Raw genomic sequence first — 15,865 nt, 5'->3', positions numbered from 1 at the left:
CATTAGTCATTAGTCATTAGTCATTAGTCATTAGTCATTAGTCATTAGTCATTAGTCAACAGTCAACAGTCAACAATCAACAATGCGGACGGTGCAACCGGAATCGATATCAGTCATTAGGTGCGCATTGCGCACCCGACAGCAAGTTTATAGGGTAAAATGCGCAATGGGCACCCTACAGCTCAATTTCAGCAATCAAATCGAGTATTTCTTGATAATTAAAATTATATAGATAATTCATCAGAACTTCGGCAAAAACATCATTCTCGCTGCGAATTTGCTCAATTATTGTAGCAATCAAGTCGAAGTCAGCCTCACGGACTGCTTGTTTTAGATTGTTCGTCCATTCTGGGGGAACTTTCGGCATCGAGTCAAGCGTAAATATTGCTGCACTATCAGATACTTTTTCTGTTACGATACTTGAACTCTCCGATACATCATTGACTTCAAGATATTTATTGATGATTTCAACAGGGGCGGCTGCGGTAACAACTTGAATGTCAAACTTGAAGACTGTGCCGCCTCCTACTTCGCTCTCGACGGTAATGTCGCCGCCCATTAATTTTATGAACTCGCGGCTGATATTTAATCCTAAGCCCGTACCTTTTTGAACTTTTTTACCCGATGAACTTTGCACGAATAATTCAAATATGCTGTCTAATTCTTCGGGGGAAATGCCAACTCCTGTATCGGCTATTTCCCAGGAAATAAAAACCGCTTTAGGATTTTCAATAACCTTAAAAATTTCGCCTTTTTTCGGCTTAGTTATTCCTTTTTTATTGTGCCTGACTGTGACTGAAACTGAACCAGTTTGGGTAAACTTAAGCGCATTATCTAATAGATTCATCAGCACTTGTCGCAACTTAACATCATCAGCTTGCACGTATTGGGGAACATCGGAGGAGCAGTCAATAATTAATTGCAATCCTTTATTTTGCGCGGGAATTTGGAACATATTTTGCACGTCGCCGAGCAAGCAGTACAAGTCAAAACTTTTGGCGTTGAGTGTCATGCGCCCAGCTTCAATTTTAGATAAGTCTAAGACTTGATTGATCAGTTGGAGCAGGTGTTCTCCGCTGCGGCGAATAATTTGGATATTTTCTTTTTCCGCCAAACTTAAATTAGCGCTGGGTTCCATTAATTGAGCGAAGCCGAGAATGGCGTTGAGGGGGGTTCGCAATTCGTGGCTCATGTTGGCGAGAAAGATGCTTTTAGTTTTGTTGGCAGCTTCTGCGGCTTCTTTGGCTTGTTGGAGTTCTTGTTCTGCTTGTTTGCGATCGCTCGTATCAATGATTATGCCGTGCCAGACAATATCTCCATTTTCGCGCAATTCTGGTCGAGAATAACCTTGCAGCCATTTGAGTTTTCCCGATGGTGTCACAATCCGCCACTCGTGGGAAAATGGTTCGAGATCCGTCGCACTTTTGACAATTGCCTCGAAGTGACTGGAGCGATCGTCCGGGTGCATTTGTTCGTAGAATAAAGCAGAGTTGTTCTGGATTTCCTCCGGCTCTAATTCTTGAATTTCTCGGCACAGAGGACTGATATACTCCATATTGGCTGAGCCGTCGGGATGCTGCACGAATATGTAAAGTTCTCCCGGAACAGTGTTCGCTAATTTGTGAAACAGAGCTTCGCTTTTTTGCAAGACTAATTGTGCTTGTTTGCGCTCGCCAATATCAATCCCAAATCCAAACAAGAAATCCAGGCGGCCATCTTCGTCGAGCACCGGTGTGCCGTGCCACTCGACTAACAAAGTCCGTGAAGCGCAGCTATCCCGTAGGGAATCGCACTTTGTGAGAACGGGATGTTCGTTAACCGTTTGCTCGCTCGCTGTTACGCGCTCAAAAATCGAATGCAATCCGGCTCGATCGCTTGGGGGTACAAATGTAGCTAAGTAATCTTTCCCCGTAACTTCAGCAGCAGTATAGCCCACAGCTTGCAGCATAGAGTCATTCACCCGCAGGATTTTACCCTCCGAGTCGATCGCCACAAAAAAAATCGGAGAATTTTCGATAATCTTTAAGTTAAAGTCCCGCTCTTGACGGATAATTTTTTCAGCTTGCTGGCGCTCCTCAATTTCGACCTGCAAGCGGGCATTGATCGAGGCTAGCTCGATCGTGCGATCGACTACTTCAATTTCGAGGGTGCGGTTGTAGTCAGCCAATATTTGCTCTGCCTGTTTGCGAGCCGTGATATCTTTAAAAACATTAAGAACATAAAGGATATTGCCCGCACCGTCAAACACCGGCAGCGCTCGCACTTCCAAACGAATATTTTTCCCGTCTCGGCGAATTTCCATATCTTCAGCAATCACCTCAAAGCCACTCAACGCCCGCACAAACGGCATTTGCTCGGCCGGGTACAGTTGATTAGTGCCTGTTATATAAGTTTGATAAGCTTGTGGTAGCTCTTGTGCGGTAGCATCGGGCATTTCTCCCCTACCCAATATTTGCTCTCCCGCCGAATTCATGAAAATAACTGCGCCGCCCGGATTCATCGCCGAGACTCCAACGGGCAAATTTTCTACCAGTTGGGCAAATTTTTCTTCACTTTCTGCCAAAGCTTGAAAAGACTTTTTCAGTTGAGCTGCCATCTCGTTGAAAGACTCGGCTAATTCGCCGACTTCATCAAGCCTACTGACAGTAACAGCGCGATCGAACTCTCTGGCGGCGATATCTTTAGCTGCTTCGTTAAGTCGCCGCAGCGGCAGCGTTACCCACCTAGCTGTCAGCACTCCGGCAATTGTCGATAGCAGCAGCGCCACCAAACAAAGTAAAATTGTAGTCTGGGTATTTCTGTTAATTTCCCCCAGAAAATCGGATTTGGGAACTGCGATCGCAATCAGCCAGTTCAAACCGTAAATATCAGAAAACGGCAGCACTTCGACAAAATATTCCTGCCCGTGTCGTTTAAATTTCAGTTGCTGCCGCTGCTTAATGTTACCAAAGCCCCCGAAGTGTTCGTACAAATACTCGGCTGCGGTGCGAATGACAGGTGTTTGGCTGTCTAAAACATTCAGCCGCTGCAGTTGCTGCTTTGGGGACATCTTTCTAAAGGGTGATTCTTGACTCGAACTGGCAACCAGCAAGCCCGATCGTTCGATCGCGAAAATTTGTCCGGTTTTGCTAAGCTTGATGCCATCGAGATATTGCTCAAGCTCCGAGAGCGAAAAGTTTACGGCACTAACTCCCAGCAATTTACCATTTCGATCGCGAATCGGTTGGCTGGCAGCAATAAAAACAGTCCCGGGAGTAACACCCGGATAAATGCTCGTCCAAATCGGTTTGTTAGCTGCGACAGCTTCTTTGTACCAGGGCCGTCGGCGGGCATCGTAGGTTGTCGGTTGTGCCTTTAATTTAGCGGTGCGAGTGCCTCTGCCGTCTGTAGCGTAGTAAGTGTTGTGAAAGTTGCTAGACTTCGAGGCTGCGACAATTTGCAAGCTGTTGTCGCTCGGGTTGCGCCAAATGCCGAGAAATTCTCCGGATTTTTCAGCACCGAGGGAAATCCACTCAATGCTTTTAAACGATCGCATTTGCTGCCAGAGGAACTTCTCTCCCCGAGGCTGGGGTCTTTCTAACTGTAAGTTTAATTCAGCACGGTCGATCGCTTCAGCATTAAGTTGATTTACCCAGTGGGTAGGTTCGAGAAAAGAAGTCAGCTTTTCTTCAACTCTCTTCCCCGTCTCCGCGATCAATTTCTGGGCGAGCTCTTGGACTGCTCTTTCTCCGTTGCGAAAGGACAGATACCCGACAATCCCAACTGCTGCGACGATTTGCAGCACAAAAGAGGCCACTAGAACGTGACGCAGGGGGATTTTTATTTGCTGTTGAGAAGTTTTGCTCGCGAATCGGGGCAACGGCATAGGCTGGTGACTAATTGCTCCCTAACACTTTAACTGTTGGAGCCTGTAATTTCCCTTGCGGGCGATCGAGGCTGTTGGCTTGCCGTCAAAATACGTCCCACACACACACCAATCAGGAGCAAGCACGAGAATTATACAATTTTAGATTAAAGATTTTAGATTAAAGATTAAATAATTGGGAATGAATGAGGAAGCTCGTGCTTTGGAGTTTGCCGACAGTTACATTCTTTTTTTTAAACTGGTATTACGCACTCTGGGCCCAGAATACCTGGGCCATTTTCTTGCTTTGTTCGGTTTCTTCGCTCAACCTAAGCTGCTTCTTGCCTGGAACCTCGACCATCGAAACTCAAAATCCATCCGTTCAATGCGCTATACAATCCGTTGCCGAACATCCATGCGTTACATCCCTTAAATCCGCTACACCATCCCTGGCCGAACTTCTCTTCAATAGCTACGCGGAAAATCCCCCGCTTCTCCAAACGGATATAGCGAGGGGCGAGAATAGGTTTTCTCGGAAAATATAAAGCGGTGGCAGTGGCTTTTGTCGAGCCATTGCCATCTATAGAAGCCATACTGTTTTAGGCTCACAGAATGATGAAAGAGCCAACTCTGTGCTTTCCGTCAATGCTTGAAGTCAAACCAACCTGTTCAAGCAAGAAGTCAAAGCAAGTCGTAAAGGCCTAGGATTCTTCTTCTTCTCGATCGATTTGGCGCAGGTGAATGTGCTTGCGTCCCAGAGAGATTTCAAATTCATCTCCCGGCTGGAGTTCCATTTGTTTGGTGTAGGCGGCTCCAATCAGTAAGTTGCCGTTAGATTGAACGCTAATCCGATAGCTGGCTGAGCGTCCGCCGCGTCCGTTGCCGTTTTGCTTCCCGTCTAGCTGAATGCCTTCTGCATCAATCAGCGCATTCAGGAATTTCATCATGTTGACCCGTTCAACGCCGTTCTTGGTAACGGTGTAGTAGCCACAGGCTCTAGCTTTTTCTTCCTTGGTAAGGTTCTCTAGGTCTTTAACCTTTTTGATCAGACCTTCGCCTTCAAGGGGTTCGATATTTTTCTTTTTAGCCATTTACTGAGTCCTGAAATATTCAACTGGTGTACGGATTTTTTCTCGGTTGGTTTTTGGCGCAGGCCAAGAAACTTTAGCTTTATAGCTGGTCGTAAAACTATATTACACCGATCGGCTCAATTGTTAACCACTATTATCTAAATATTTTTAACAAAGTGCAGTCTTTCTTGAGGAGTAGCTGCAGCTTCGGCGAGCAATCTCTAAACTCGGTAGCATAAGCTATCAGCTATCAGCTAGCTGAATATTTGCCCCGCTCTTAAAATCCCATGAAGTTAACCACACGCGGACACTACAGTGTCAAAGCACTACTGGATCTAAGTTTGCAACCTCGCTTTGGCCCGACATCGGTGAAATCGATAGCGAAGCGACAGGAGTTACCGGCTCCGTATCTAGAAAAATTGCTGATTGAAATGCGACGAGCCGGTTTAGTCCAATCTGTTCGGGGCTCCCAAGGAGGATATCAATTGGCCCGCCAGCCCGCTCAAATCTCTTTAGGACAAATCTTAGAGGCTGTAGGTGAAACTATTGAACCTTTACCTCGACATTTTCCCGACGCGACGCAAGCAGAGGACTGGGTAACATTCAGTTTGTGGAACCGATTGCACAAAAAACTTGCCGAAGCGCTGTACAGTATTTCCCTCGAAGACTTATACTATGATGTCCGCAGTTGGCAAGCGGCTCTTGGGGAAGAAACTAGCTTTATCATTTAAATGGTAAGTTCATTCATTCGATCGGCAGCAAGCACATATGGACGCAACACTTGTTACCTACTTTGGCGGCACACGCTGCGGTGCTGTCGGCTTCCCTGTCGCCGTTGACAAACACGAAGCATCTGATTGCAACTGCTCTATATGTAAAAAGAAAGGATTTTTGCACCTCATTGTGCCGCCGGAACGTTTTACCTTGCAAGCGTGGCGAAGATGTTTTGACAACCTATACATTTAATACAGGAACTGCTCAACATACTTTCTGCCGAATTTGCGGCATTCACTCGTTCTATCGCCCCCGATCGCATCCCGAGCATTTCGATGTCAACGTCCGCTGTCTTGACGACTATGCCATCGAACACTTTCAGATCCTACCCTTTGACGGTGTTAATTGGGAGCAGAACGTACACTTGCTCCGCGACGAAAGTAATCTCAGCAGTTAAAATTGCAGCTCAAAAATCTTGCGTCCGCAAGGGTAGGAGTAGTTAAAACCTGCGCTACCATTGCGAGCGCTCCTGCTCTGACAATCAAGGAAGATGGTTCGGGCCCCCGGATTCATCCGTGGAGCGAGAAAAAAGCTCCTCGCTCCCGCGAGCAAGCCCCCGGATCGATCGGTGGGGTCGCTTTCTTCAATTCTAAAATCTAAAATCTAAAATCTAAAATCTAAAATCGATTGACGGACTATCAAGTTTGACACAATATATAATGATGCCGGATGAATTTGCTGTTTTGATTTTAGCTGCGGTATTAGATTATTCGATCGGCGATCCTTGGGGTTGGCCGCATCCAGTGCAGGCGATGGGTTGGGCGATCGACCGCTATACTCGATTTGTCTTTAATATATGGAATAATCCCCCAGGGAAAATGCCTCCTGCGGGCGATCGTCCCGCTGGATCCCGGCACAAACTGCTGCTACGATGTGCTGGTACAATACTAGCGATCGGGCTGATTCTAGGCAGTTATACTGTCAGTTGGTCGATCGTCCAAGCTGCTAGTTGGGTGCATCCTGTTTTAGGTATAGCCCTACAAACCATTTTGCTGGCAAGCTGTTTTGCCGGTCGCAGTTTGAGGGCGGCTGCGGTAGACGTGCTAGCACCTTTAAATGTTGGAGATGTAGTCAAGGCGCGAGAACGGTTGAGCCTTTACGTCGGTCGGGATACCGAAAACTTATCTGAGCCAGAAATTCTGCGAGCATTGTTAGAAACTGTAACAGAGAATGCAGTCGATGGTGTGACAGCACCGCTATTTTATGCCTTAGTTGGGATCGCTGGGCCGCATCTATTATTAAGTGTTACCGATCGCCAGATCGATCCTAACTCGATGTGGGCAAGTGCGATCGTCCCCTTGGCGATCGCTTACAAAGCAGCCAGCACATTAGATTCTACTGTCGGCTACAAAGAAGCGCCATACACTGATTTAGGATGGTTTAGCGCCAAACTCGAAGACGTGCTGACGTGGATTCCTTGTCGGTTAACAGTGATTACTTTAGCGCTTATATCTGGCAAACCGATTTACATTTGGCAGATTTGTCAGAGAGATGCTGTTAAAGATGCCAGTCCCAATTCCGGTTGGAGCGAATGCGCCTACGCCGCCATCTTGGGAGTGCAACTAGGAGGTACAAATTCCTATCGTGGAGTTCTCAAACACAAACCGCTGTTAGGCGAGCCGATTCACCCCATCGCACAAGAGCAAATTTGCCAAGCATTGCAATTAACTCGGTATTGCTTTCTGATTTGGTTGGGACTATCATTGCTTTTTTATACCTTATTATGTTTGAGTCGCTAACTGATGACCTCACCCGAACAGTCCAGGAGGCATAAATAACGTATTTCTGTCATTGTTCGCGCTCTGCCGCATTGCAATCTGGGCATCTGCTTTTCATCCGTTCAGAGTAACTCCAGCATTCGAGAGATATCAGCCACCGACAGAAGCAAAAAAAAGTTTTGACCTTAGTTCAAACCCCCAGATTCATCTGTCAAGTCAATCAAAAATCTAAAATCTAAAATCTAAAATTGTTCGATCCGCCAACAGCCAACAATTAGCTCGCAGCAAGCAATGACTAAAATTATCGAAATTTTATCGCCGGATGAAGTGAGGCGCACTCTCACCCGCGTCGCTTCCCAGATTGTCGAAAAATCAGGGCACCCCTCGGAGTTAGTGCTGTTGGGGATTCATAGTAGAGGAGTGCCTTTAGCTCAAATGTTGGCAGATCAAATTGGAGTCCTCGAACAAGTCAAAGTAGGCGTGGGCGCTTTGGATATTACGTTTTACCGAGATGACTTGGATCGAGTTGCGATGCGGACACCGGCTAAAACAGAAATTCCTTTCGATTTGACGGGCAAAACCGTGGTGTTGGTAGATGACGTTATATATAAAGGCAGAACGATTCGAGCGGCTTTGAATGCGGTAAACGATTACGGGCGGCCGGAGAAAATTTGGTTGGCGGTATTAGTCGATCGCGGCCACCGAGAAGTACCGATTCAGCCGGATTTTACGGGTAAAAAGTTGCCGACTGCAAAGGAAGAACAAGTTAAGGTTTACGTTCAAGAGCTCGACGGGCGCGACGGAGTGGAGTTAATTAAGGGTTGAGATCGTTGACCGACGATCGGAATAATCATTTTTGGAGTGTAGTGCGATCTCAGGAGCGAGTCGATCGACCAAGTGTCTAGTTCGCGATCGCACTTGCGACCTCAGAAACCCGGTTTCTTCGTATATTTTTTGTTACTGGTCGCAAAATTTTCGTAGAAACCAGGTTTCTAGCCAGCGCGCGGAGCGTCCTGATTTATTTTAACTATTCGAGGGGGTCTGGGGGAGCAATAAGTCCCACACCATAATCTTTGATTTGGTGTTGGGATACATGGACACCCCCACACCGATTCGATCCGGTCAATCAGGCGTAAAATCGGTAGCAGGTATAGATTTATAGATTGGCAATTCTGTGTTAGACTAGATTGCATGACTCTGATCGTGAACTACTGCTACCGAATTTATCCCGACGCCAGCCAAGAAGAAACGATGCTTCATTGGTTGGAAATTTCTCGCAAGGTTTATAACTACGCTTTGCGAGAAATCAAAGATTGGGTCAATTCGCGTAAATGTAGTTTGGACTATTGTTCGCTGGAGAGAGAATACATAATTCCAGCCGACAAGCCATTCCCTACCTATTACGCTCAACAGAACGAACTTCCCAAAGCGAAGAAAAAGTTCCCGTTGTTGGGCGAAGCCCCTTCTCAAGTTCTGCAAACTACTATTCGTAGATTGCATGATGCTTGGAATTATTTTCAGTCGCGGGGGCGCAAGCTTTCCTCGCTTCAAGAAGTTTGGACAAATCAAGTCCATGCTGTTTCCTCAATTCAAAACCAATCCTATTACGGGATGGCAGATAAGCTTGCCCAAACTTGGGAAGATGCCTATCAACTTGCATCGACCTATCCCAGAGGGGTTTGTGGTTAAGCAAGCATGGGTTTTGAGAAAAGCTGATAGATGGGAAGTTGTCGTGACAATTGAGTCTGATATGTCGATACCTGACGCTCAACCCCAGGTCGATGCGCTGGGTATCGATTTGGGACTGTCCAAGTTTTTGACAACCTCGGATAAAGAGTTTATTGCTAGACCCCGATTCTTGACATCTTTGTACCGCAAGCTGGAATTGCTGCAACGTAAGTATGCCAGAACGAAAAAGGGTTCTAAGAACCGTGAGAAAGCTCGAATCAAGGTTGCCAGATTCCACAACCACCGCAGCGCTAGTTCGGAAGGATTGGCAATTCAAACTGGCTAACCATCTGTGTACCAAGGAAGGTATTGGGATGGTCTTTGTTGAGGACTTGAACTTGAAAGCGATGTCCAGGGGGATGTTGAGAAAACATACCTTGGATGCTGCTTTTGGTCAATTTCTCAATCGGTTGGAGTGGGTCGCCAAGAAGCATCAAATCTATTTTTGTCGCGTCAATCCAGATGGAACGTCTCAAACTTGCCCGTCGAGTGCAACACGCATACGGGTAAAAAAGAGCTTTCCGAACGAGTTCATAAATGTGGTGAGTGCGGATATCAAACCGATAGAGATCACGCAGCATCCGAAGTTATTAGGTTGCGTGGTTTAGAACTCATTAGTACGCAAGGACTTTGCGGAATAGAAAATGCCTATGCAGTCGGTCTGCCGGGGATTGACGAAAGTCAGTCAAGGTCAGAGGCGAAATCCCGCAAGGGAAAAACTAGGAAAACCCAGCAGTGATGTTGGGAAGCCCATACCATAATCTTTGATTTGGTGTGGGAGAATGTCACATCGGCAGTGCAGGAGTTGAACCTGCCTGGGGCGAATTATGAGTTCGCTGCCTAAACCGCTCGGCCAACTGCCGTTAAATCGATTTGTTCGATCTAACTAAGAATGAATGATAACATAATTTCTCAGTCCGTGCTAGAACTAGAGAACAAAAATCAAAATCTTTAGATCTGCTGAGTTCCGATCGCCTGTTAGCCACTAGACGGCGAGCCGATCGACCCGACAAAGCAGTTTCTATGACTCGGCATAAACTTATAGGCAATGGCAGTGAATTCGACGGTAGTGCTGACTCTAATTCTGCTCGCTCTGATGTTTGGAGCAGGCGTGACGAGTTCTGTTTGGGGATTTACTATAGGTCGCGAAGCCTTGAAAGGAACGACTCAACCCGATATTCGCCCCAGCAACAATGCTGGCAGCGGCAAGCAGGGAACTCAGGCTAGCAAAGACCAAGTGAGCATTTTGAAAGAAAAAGACATTCTCACAACCGTCAAAGCGCGGGTAGAAGGTCGCGATCCAGACAAAACAACGGCCGGGGCAAATACTAAAGCAGACAAGGCAAGCTCTAAATCAGCCACGGCCAAAAAACCGGTGGCGCCAAATGCCAGCGCCAAGTTTCCCCTCAACAGTCGCGACGGGGGAATAACCTTGGAAGTGAGCGCGGCCAGTCAGCGCAGCAATTCCATGCTGCTAGACGTGAGCATGAAAAATGAAGGCTCCCAACCTGTGAGGTTTCTCTACAGTTTCTTGAACGTTACCGACGATCGCGGCCGGGCCCTGAGCGCGAGTGCCGAAGATTTGCCGGCGGAACTCCCCCCCAACGGGCAGGTGTTTTACGGTACGGTGAGTATTCCCACAGCTTTGCTGGAAAATGCTAAAGAAGTTTCGCTGACGCTGACAGATTATCCAGGTCAAAAACTGCAGCTGCAAATATCTGGCATTCCAGTGGCGAAGTAAGATAAAAGGAGACAAAACCTCCAGACGGATTCTCAGGTTCGATCGAGAAAGTTGTTGTAGGGAGCATTGTGTCACTTTTAGGGGCGAGAGTGCAGGAGATATCTGATTTACCCGCGATGACTTTGACAGAGGTGCTGTCGCGGTTGCTGTCAGTGCTGTTGCTGATTGCGATTAATGCTTTTTTTGTGGCGGCTGAGTTTTCGATGGTGACGGTACGCCGATCGCGCATCAATCAGTTAGTGGATGGCGGCGACGTGGCAGCTCAAACTGTGCAATCTTTGCAGCAAAGTATCGAGCGATTGCTCTCGACAATGCAGTTGGGAATCACTCTTTCTAGTGTAGCTCTCGGCTGGATTGGAGAAGATACGATTGCCGTGCTAGTCCAATTTGCGATCGGCTATTTGCCGCTGCCAACTTACATCAAGTCTGGGATCGCCCATTCTTTTAGCCTATCAATAGTAACTTTTTTCTTGCTAGCTTACTTGCAAATCGTACTCGGCGAACTCTTTCCCAAATCTGTAGCGTTACTGTATTCCGAACAGCTAGCGAGAACTTTAGGGCCTCCGAGTTTATTGATCTCCCGTTTGTTCAATCCCTTTGTTTCGTTGCTCAATCAATCAACTCGATCGCTGTTGCGGTTTGCGGGCATCGAACACGACCTAAGGCACCGGCCGGTTACTCCCGAAGAACTGCAATTAATTATAGCTACTTCCAGCGAATCAAGCGGCTTGGAAGCAGAAAAGCGAGAATTGCTCAACAACGTGTTTGAATTTGGCGAAGTTTGGGTAGAAGAAGTAATGGTGCCGAGGCCTAGCATTGTCGCACTTCCCAAGACGGCCACCTTTCAAACTTTGCTCGAGGAAATGGCCATTTCCCACCATTCCCGCTATCCCGTGACGGGAGATTCTTTAGACGACATTATCGGCATTATTGACTTCAAACAACTTGCCAAACCCCTAGCTCAAGGTTTGCTATCTCCCGACACGCCAATTGTAACTTGGATGCGTTCGGTGAGGTTTGTGCCGGAGATGATGCTGCTGGGGGAACTGCTGCCTTTGATGCAGAGTTCGTCGGAAGAAATTGCGATCGTAGTTGATGAATTTGGCGGCATTTCCGGTTTAGTGACGCTGAGGGATTTGATTGCGGAAATTATCGGCCGCAGCTACGAGTCGTCCGACAGTAAAGAAATTGCTTTGCAAGTATTGGACGATCGCACTTTTTTAGTGCAAGCGCAGTTAAATGTAGATGATGTGAATCAAATATTGAATTTGGATTTGCCAGTAAGTGACGAATATCAGACCGTCGGAGGTTTTCTGAGCTATCAGTTGCAAAGAATGCCGGCTGTTGGGGAAGTTTGGGGCGGCGAAAATGTGGAACTTACGGTTGTTTCTGTGTGCGGGCCGCGGTTGGATCAAATTCAAATCCATTTGCTGTCAGAGGCGGCGGGCGATCGAGCTTTGAGTAAAGTTGCAGCAGCGGATGGGGAAGTTGTGGGAAAAAATCGAAAGAATAGCGGATTGAGAGGTGTGGCGAAATTTTCTACTTGAGAATACTTTAGCTAATACCTACATAATCTACTCGCTCGAAGTCGCTGCGTACTAAATTATCTAAGGTTGAGCATTGTAACCGTAAATTAACACGCTTGCCAATTCTCAAGTCTTTTTGGTAATGTCGGTTGGTAATAGCGAAATTAGTATCCCCAAACGGCTGTATTTCCTCAAGCAAGAAGTCAAGGAAATATCTGCGAACTGTTTAAGTCGATTATTCTCGATTTTGTTAGATTTGGGAATCGTTAGTTTTGTTCTGCGTCGGAGGCAAAAAACAAGAACTGTATAAATTCATCGCTACACCCACAACACCACCATATAAGCGTTTGCCGCCTCTTATTGCTGCTTTCTCTGCTGACCGATACAGAGTGGAATAATCTACACCTTCGGATAGAAAGCTACCCCACAAGATACTGTCAAGGGAAAATAAACTTCTACATAACTGTTATCCCTCATACAAAAAAATCGTCGCAATGGAGGAAGATGAGAAAAATTCTGATTAACTGCTTTACAAATTCGCATTGCTAGTAAGACAACTTCTGCCATCTTCAAGTTAATTATAATAATCATAAATTCCTCTCCACCAGCTCTAAAGACATCAATACCATCCGGTAAATTTTGGCAAATCAATTTAGCAATCTGTTTCAGCTTTTCATCGCCTTCATTATGACCATAGCGATCGTTAAAATATATAAATCCATCTATATCTATCAAGATTATCCCAAATTCAGTTTGCTCGCCAACACATTGAGCAAAGCGAGCTTGCATCAATCTGGTATTACCCAATCCAGTAAGGCTAGCCAAATCGGAATAATTCATATATAAATTCTCATTTTAAAATCAAACAATTCCTATACCAAGTCTCAATTAATTCTAGCTGGATGCACTGCGATGCTTAGAAACCGGGTTTTTTACCGTTTCGGCGGGCGGAAGCCAAGAGACTCGAAAAAACCAGGTTTCTGACCACCCATGCGTAAGTTATATTTAAGCATAAGGCACCGGATCTTTCAAGCCCAATTCCTCAAAAGCAGCCAGCCGCAGCCGACAAGAATCGCAAAGGCCGCACGCCGTTTCGCCGCCTGCATAGCAAGACCAAGTTTGTTCCCAAGGCACTCCTAACTTGTTGCCCAATTGAATAATTTCTGTTTTTTTAAGTTCGATCAAAGGTGTTACAATATTAATCGCTTCTCCTTCCCTTCCCTGCTTTGTTCCTAACCGAAATACTTCCTGCATGGCTTGGATATAATCGAGGCGACAGTCGGGATAGCCGGAATAATCTAAAGCGTTGACGCCGATGTAAATTCGCTGAGCTTCTAGAGTTTCGGCGTAGGCGAGGGCAAAACTGAGAAAGATCGTATTTCTAGCTGGAACGTAGGTAATGGGGATGTTTTGAGACATTTCTGCGAGAGTGCGATCGATCGGCAATTCCATCTGATTATCCGTCAAAGCCGAACCGCCCCACAGTGTGAGGTCAAAGTTTACGATCTGATGTGCCTTAATACCGGCCGAAAGTGCGATCGCCCGCGCTGATTCCAACTCCCGCCGATGTCTTTGCTTGTAGTCAAAGGAAATAGCGTAACACTCGCAGCCGTCGGCTTTGGCTTGATACAAAACAGTTGAGGAATCCAGCCCTCCCGACAATAAAATAACTGCTTTCACTTAAAACATCCTCGATTGAATTAGCTTTTATATTTATATCAAATTAGTTGCAAATTCACAAGATAGCAATGCTAAATGCTTGTTGAAAAAAAAAATTGAACGAACCGCGAAGACGCGAAGTACGCGAAGGAAGAAAAGAGAAGGGAGCTTAGGTGATAATCTATAGTGCGCGTTTAACTGGTTCCTAGGCTCTGCCTCGGAACCGATATCTGGAGGCTCTGCCTCGCATTGCGATCGAGTAAATTGGAGGCAGAGCCTCCGGATATACGTTACCAGGCAGAGCCTAGTAACGAGTAAGAAAATTTTGTGGAACAGACTTTCGGATCTGTTCTTGAGATTGGTGCAGGATGTCAGATTTAAATTCGTAACAAGTCGTCTAGTTCGCGGTAATCGGGCAAAGTTGTATCAATTTCTCTACCCTGTCGCAAAACTGCGCGATCGCCTTGCGATCTAGATAACAATTCGCTGAAATTCCGCGCTTTAAACAAAATCAAATCTGCTGGTAAACCAACTGCAATTCGTCCTAAATTCGGCAATCCCATTAAATCGGCTGGAGTCTTTGTCACTGCACAGGGCCAATCCCCCCAAGGCCTATCTAAATGGGCGATGCGGACTGCCATATTAAAGACTTCCATAACGTCGTGATCGCCAAATCCGTAAAACGGATCGCGGCAATTGTCGCTAGCAACTGCAACCCGAATTCCGGCTGCTTTGAGTTCGTGCAGTAGGGTCACTCCCCGCCAGCGCGGTGTAGCCTGAGATTGTCGATCTTGCAGGTAAAGGTTGCACATCGGCAAGCTGACAATGCCAATATTTGCTGCCTTGACTAAAGCGAGGGTTTCTGTTACTAAGTCTGGCGGTTGTACGGCTAAACTACAGCAGTGGCCGCAGATGATTTGACCGGAAAATTGATGGCTGATGGCGGTTTTTGCTACTTGTTGCAGTGTTACTGAATCTGGATCGTCGTTTTCGTCGGTGTGGAAGTCGAGGTTTAAATTTCGTTCTTGGGCTAAGGCAAATACTCGATCGAGTTGTTTGTCTAAGTCGGGATTCATATAGGCAAATCCGCCGAGAATGCCGCCCATTTGGGCTATGCGATCGGCTAATTTTTCGCCTGCAGGTGTCAGGAAATAGTCGAGGGAAACCAGGGAAACTGCTTGCAAGATCAGCCGATCGCCCCATCCGGCTTGCAGCGCTTCAAATACTTCTAAACTAACGGTTCCCTGTTCGCCCGCGCTGTCGATGTGAGTGCGGATAGCCTTGGTTCCGTGGGCGTAGCTGCACTTTAGTCCGAACTCCATTCGCCGGTAAACATCGTCTGCATTCCAGTTTTTTTGAGCGTCAGCCTGCACTGCTTCGATCGCGCTGCCAAAAGTTCCATCGGGATTGGGCGATCGTTCCCAAATGTGGCCTTTGTCTAAATGAGTGTGCATATCCACAAAACAAGGCCAAACTAAGCCGCCCTGCAAATCTACAACTGGGATATCTCCATAGGAGGATACAGGTTTTGTACCTGCTGGGATAATTTGGGCGATCGTACCCGCTGCAATTTCCACATCCACCAAACACACACCTTCGCCAGTGTGTCTGACGGAGGCCCGATTGGGGTGAAGTGCGATCGATTGCGTCTCAGAGAGAGACACAGGGACGGCAGCATTTTTTAGCAAATAATTAGATGTACTTGGCAACATTCAATTTATGAGTTAATCGTATCCGCTCAATAAATCGGGGTAACAGCAAAAAAGAAGGTTCACAATCTAGGCACAGCATGGTAGAATATAAAG

16 protein-coding genes, 1 tRNA gene and 1 pseudogene are annotated in these 15,865 nt (G+C 46.5%); 11 read left to right on the top strand and 7 right to left on the bottom strand.

The window, feature by feature from the left end; translation table 11 throughout:
- Window positions 1-175: 175 nt before the first annotated feature.
- From QUB61_RS33095 to QUB61_RS33085, 3 genes are all read right to left on the bottom strand, one after another.
- Window positions 176-3,865: a PAS domain S-box protein gene (locus QUB61_RS33095; RefSeq protein ID WP_333134683.1), complete on the bottom strand. Its 3,690-nt coding sequence runs from the start codon at window positions 3,863-3,865 to the stop codon at window positions 176-178.
- A 308-nt stretch (window positions 3,866-4,173) separates the two neighbouring features.
- Complete coding sequence (locus QUB61_RS33090; RefSeq protein ID WP_333134685.1) at window positions 4,174-4,437, bottom strand: hypothetical protein; 264 nt, start codon at window positions 4,435-4,437, stop codon at window positions 4,174-4,176.
- 108 nt (window positions 4,438-4,545) lie between these two features.
- On the bottom strand, window positions 4,546-4,935 hold the full coding sequence (locus QUB61_RS33085) for an AbrB family transcriptional regulator (RefSeq protein WP_332957854.1): 390 nt from the start codon (window positions 4,933-4,935) through the stop codon (window positions 4,546-4,548).
- 266 nt (window positions 4,936-5,201) lie between these two features.
- On the opposite strand from QUB61_RS33085, the gene QUB61_RS33080 reads away from it, so the two are divergent.
- The 9 genes and pseudogenes from QUB61_RS33080 (at window position 5,202) to QUB61_RS33050 (ending at window position 9,873) form a co-directional block, all read left to right on the top strand.
- Window positions 5,202-5,645: an Rrf2 family transcriptional regulator gene (locus tag QUB61_RS33080; protein ID WP_006635345.1), complete on the top strand. Its 444-nt coding sequence runs from the start codon at window positions 5,202-5,204 to the stop codon at window positions 5,643-5,645.
- A gap of 37 nt (window positions 5,646-5,682) precedes the next feature.
- Window positions 5,683-5,880 carry a hypothetical protein gene (locus QUB61_RS40230; protein ID WP_445300310.1) on the top strand — a complete coding sequence of 66 codons (198 nt, stop codon included), beginning with the start codon at window positions 5,683-5,685 and terminating at the stop codon, window positions 5,878-5,880.
- Complete coding sequence (locus QUB61_RS40225; protein ID WP_445300311.1) at window positions 5,861-6,085, top strand: GFA family protein; 225 nt, start codon at window positions 5,861-5,863, stop codon at window positions 6,083-6,085. Before QUB61_RS40230 ends, QUB61_RS40225 begins: the two co-directional genes overlap by 20 nt.
- Window positions 6,086-6,347: 262 nt before the next feature.
- A complete protein-coding gene (gene cbiB, locus QUB61_RS33070; RefSeq protein ID WP_333134705.1) occupies window positions 6,348-7,427 on the top strand; it encodes an adenosylcobinamide-phosphate synthase CbiB in 1,080 nt (359 codons plus the stop codon).
- A gap of 270 nt (window positions 7,428-7,697) precedes the next feature.
- Window positions 7,698-8,231 (top strand): bifunctional pyr operon transcriptional regulator/uracil phosphoribosyltransferase PyrR, encoded by a 534-nt coding sequence (gene pyrR / locus QUB61_RS33065; RefSeq protein ID WP_333134687.1) that lies wholly within the window; start codon window positions 7,698-7,700, stop codon window positions 8,229-8,231.
- Between the two features lie 366 nt (window positions 8,232-8,597).
- The gene (locus QUB61_RS33060; protein ID WP_333134689.1) at window positions 8,598-9,095 is read left to right on the top strand and encodes a helix-turn-helix domain-containing protein; all 498 of its coding nucleotides are present in this window, start codon (window positions 8,598-8,600) and stop codon (window positions 9,093-9,095) included.
- Window positions 9,088-9,420, top strand: coding sequence for a transposase (locus QUB61_RS33055; RefSeq protein WP_333134691.1), 333 nt, complete (start codon window positions 9,088-9,090; stop codon window positions 9,418-9,420). The genes QUB61_RS33060 and QUB61_RS33055 overlap by 8 nt, the downstream gene beginning before the upstream one ends.
- Window positions 9,308-9,580 (top strand): annotated as a pseudogene (locus QUB61_RS40220) (RNA-guided endonuclease TnpB family protein); the annotation flags it as partial. The gene QUB61_RS33055 and the pseudogene QUB61_RS40220, both read left to right, overlap by 113 nt.
- The gene (locus QUB61_RS33050) at window positions 9,580-9,873 is read left to right on the top strand and encodes a zinc ribbon domain-containing protein (protein WP_333134693.1); all 294 of its coding nucleotides are present in this window, start codon (window positions 9,580-9,582) and stop codon (window positions 9,871-9,873) included. The pseudogene QUB61_RS40220 and the gene QUB61_RS33050, both read left to right, overlap by 1 nt.
- A gap of 51 nt (window positions 9,874-9,924) precedes the next feature.
- Here QUB61_RS33050 and QUB61_RS33045 read toward each other — a convergent pair.
- Window positions 9,925-9,997 (bottom strand) — tRNA-Ile (locus QUB61_RS33045).
- Between the two features lie 185 nt (window positions 9,998-10,182).
- Between QUB61_RS33045 and QUB61_RS33040 the strand changes: the two genes are divergently transcribed.
- Both QUB61_RS33040 and QUB61_RS33035 read left to right on the top strand, forming a co-directional pair.
- Window positions 10,183-10,875: a hypothetical protein gene (locus QUB61_RS33040; RefSeq protein ID WP_333134695.1), complete on the top strand. Its 693-nt coding sequence runs from the start codon at window positions 10,183-10,185 to the stop codon at window positions 10,873-10,875.
- A gap of 68 nt (window positions 10,876-10,943) precedes the next feature.
- Entirely contained in the window at window positions 10,944-12,422 is a 1,479-nt protein-coding gene (locus tag QUB61_RS33035) for a hemolysin family protein (RefSeq protein ID WP_333134697.1), read from the top strand.
- 378 nt (window positions 12,423-12,800) lie between these two features.
- Here the strand turns inward: QUB61_RS33035 and QUB61_RS33030 are convergent, their stop codons facing one another.
- The 3 genes from QUB61_RS33030 to QUB61_RS33020 all read right to left on the bottom strand — a co-directional run bounded on the left by QUB61_RS33030 (window position 12,801) and on the right by QUB61_RS33020 (window position 15,772).
- Window positions 12,801-13,241 carry a GGDEF domain-containing protein gene (locus tag QUB61_RS33030; protein ID WP_333134699.1) on the bottom strand — a complete coding sequence of 147 codons (441 nt, stop codon included), beginning with the start codon at window positions 13,239-13,241 and terminating at the stop codon, window positions 12,801-12,803.
- A gap of 165 nt (window positions 13,242-13,406) precedes the next feature.
- A complete protein-coding gene (gene queC / locus QUB61_RS33025) occupies window positions 13,407-14,081 on the bottom strand; it encodes a 7-cyano-7-deazaguanine synthase QueC (RefSeq protein ID WP_333134701.1) in 675 nt (224 codons plus the stop codon).
- Window positions 14,082-14,437: 356 nt separating this feature from the next.
- Window positions 14,438-15,772 (bottom strand): cytosine deaminase, encoded by a 1,335-nt coding sequence (locus tag QUB61_RS33020; RefSeq protein WP_333134703.1) that lies wholly within the window; start codon window positions 15,770-15,772, stop codon window positions 14,438-14,440.
- Window positions 15,773-15,865: the final 93 nt, after the last annotated feature.

The sequence above is a fragment of the Microcoleus sp. C2D2 genome (assembly GCF_036702495.1).
GTDB lineage: Bacteria > Cyanobacteriota > Cyanobacteriia > Cyanobacteriales > Microcoleaceae > Microcoleus.
Note: the sequence above shows the minus strand (reverse complement) of the source record. Positions and strands in the feature narration are given on the sequence as shown.

Excerpts from the sequence above, each read along its gene's own strand:
- QUB61_RS33095 (WP_333134683.1), bottom strand. The coding sequence starts at position 3,865 with ATGCCGTTGCCCCGATTCGCGAGCAAAACTTCTCAACAGCAAATAAAA.
- QUB61_RS33090 (WP_333134685.1), bottom strand. The coding sequence starts at position 4,437 with ATGGCTTCTATAGATGGCAATGGCTCGACAAAAGCCACTGCCACCGCT.
- QUB61_RS33060 (WP_333134689.1), top strand. The coding sequence starts at position 8,598 with ATGACTCTGATCGTGAACTACTGCTACCGAATTTATCCCGACGCCAGC.
- QUB61_RS33030 (WP_333134699.1), bottom strand. The coding sequence starts at position 13,241 with ATGAATTATTCCGATTTGGCTAGCCTTACTGGATTGGGTAATACCAGA.
- cbiB (WP_333134705.1), top strand. The coding sequence starts at position 6,348 with ATGATGCCGGATGAATTTGCTGTTTTGATTTTAGCTGCGGTATTAGAT.
- QUB61_RS33080 (WP_006635345.1), top strand. The coding sequence starts at position 5,202 with ATGAAGTTAACCACACGCGGACACTACAGTGTCAAAGCACTACTGGAT.
- QUB61_RS33085 (WP_332957854.1), bottom strand. The coding sequence starts at position 4,935 with ATGGCTAAAAAGAAAAATATCGAACCCCTTGAAGGCGAAGGTCTGATC.
- QUB61_RS40230 (WP_445300310.1), top strand. The coding sequence starts at position 5,683 with ATGGACGCAACACTTGTTACCTACTTTGGCGGCACACGCTGCGGTGCT.
- QUB61_RS33020 (WP_333134703.1), bottom strand. The coding sequence starts at position 15,772 with ATGTTGCCAAGTACATCTAATTATTTGCTAAAAAATGCTGCCGTCCCT.
- QUB61_RS33040 (WP_333134695.1), top strand. The coding sequence starts at position 10,183 with ATGGCAGTGAATTCGACGGTAGTGCTGACTCTAATTCTGCTCGCTCTG.
- pyrR (WP_333134687.1), top strand. The coding sequence starts at position 7,698 with ATGACTAAAATTATCGAAATTTTATCGCCGGATGAAGTGAGGCGCACT.